This is a genomic window from Vibrio sp. 2033, from assembly GCF_033339735.1.
The window spans coordinates 1-909 of the sequence record NZ_JAWOVC010000164.1; the positions used below are offsets into that span (position 1 = coordinate 1).

Genomic DNA, 909 nt, shown 5'->3' on the forward strand with positions numbered 1-909 from the left:
CAAGAGTGGCGCCAGCTTGCCAACTATATTAATCAGCAAAAGCGGCACCATGAGCCACAAAGTGCCGTCGACAGTATTCAGTTATCGCCTCTTGAGCCAGGTTGTAGCGCTGAGACAGCGCCAACGCTACAAGGCAAAGTCGTGCTTGCTGAACCGATATGGACTATCCCGAACTTGATGCGACATTCTGAATGGTTGCATGAGGTGATTCGTAGCACGGGGCTAGAGTTAGAGGTCATCAAAGTGGAAGACATTAGTTTTCCCGAGTCAGTTTCACACTTGGCGGATTTATTGTTCATTGAAGAGGTCATGGAAGCGCCATTTGAATATGGGGTCTTCGAATGGCTATCTGTGGCGACTGGCTTACGTTTTAGTTTCGAACAAAACCAGATGGAGCGTCACCGCGAGCTGCTTCAAGAAGCCATTGCCTATGAACAACCGATTTCTCATTTGCTGGGTATTGAAGAAGCGCTGCGCGCGCAATATGTCTATTTGCCTTTGTTCATTGGCTACGAAGAAGTGACAAAAACTCAACAAGTTCGGGGCGTGCAAGTTAAGAATACAGGCTATAGCGACTTACACCGACTTTGGATTGCTCACAGTAGTTAGCCCGTTTGATGCCAATCGCATCATCATATTCTAGAAAGCAAAAAAGCCATCAGTACGATGGCTTTTTTTAGATTTCAAATTAAAATCTGAGTTAGAAGTTGTAAGACACGCTTACGCCAACAACCCATTGGTTTTCGCTATCTACAACAGATGAATCACTGATACCACTGCCTAGGCGAGTGTATTGAGTTGTTTGGTTGATTTGCCAGTTGTCATTAATTGGCATAACCAGTTTGTAGCCCAGACCGTAGCTTACCGTTGCATCACCTTTGTATGCTTTGCGGTTTGCCGTCGCTTCAC

1 protein-coding gene and 1 pseudogene are annotated in these 909 nt (G+C 45.8%); one reads left to right on the forward strand and one right to left on the reverse strand.

Features of this window, described 5'->3' with window-relative positions; genetic code table 11:
- Window positions 1-609 (forward strand): annotated as a pseudogene (locus R7P74_RS25330) (ABC transporter substrate-binding protein); the annotation flags it as partial.
- A 91-nt stretch (window positions 610-700) separates the two neighbouring features.
- On the opposite strand, the gene R7P74_RS25335 reads toward R7P74_RS25330, so the two are convergent.
- A partial coding sequence (locus R7P74_RS25335; protein ID WP_318123400.1) for a MipA/OmpV family protein occupies window positions 701-909 on the reverse strand: 209 nt, incomplete at its 5' end.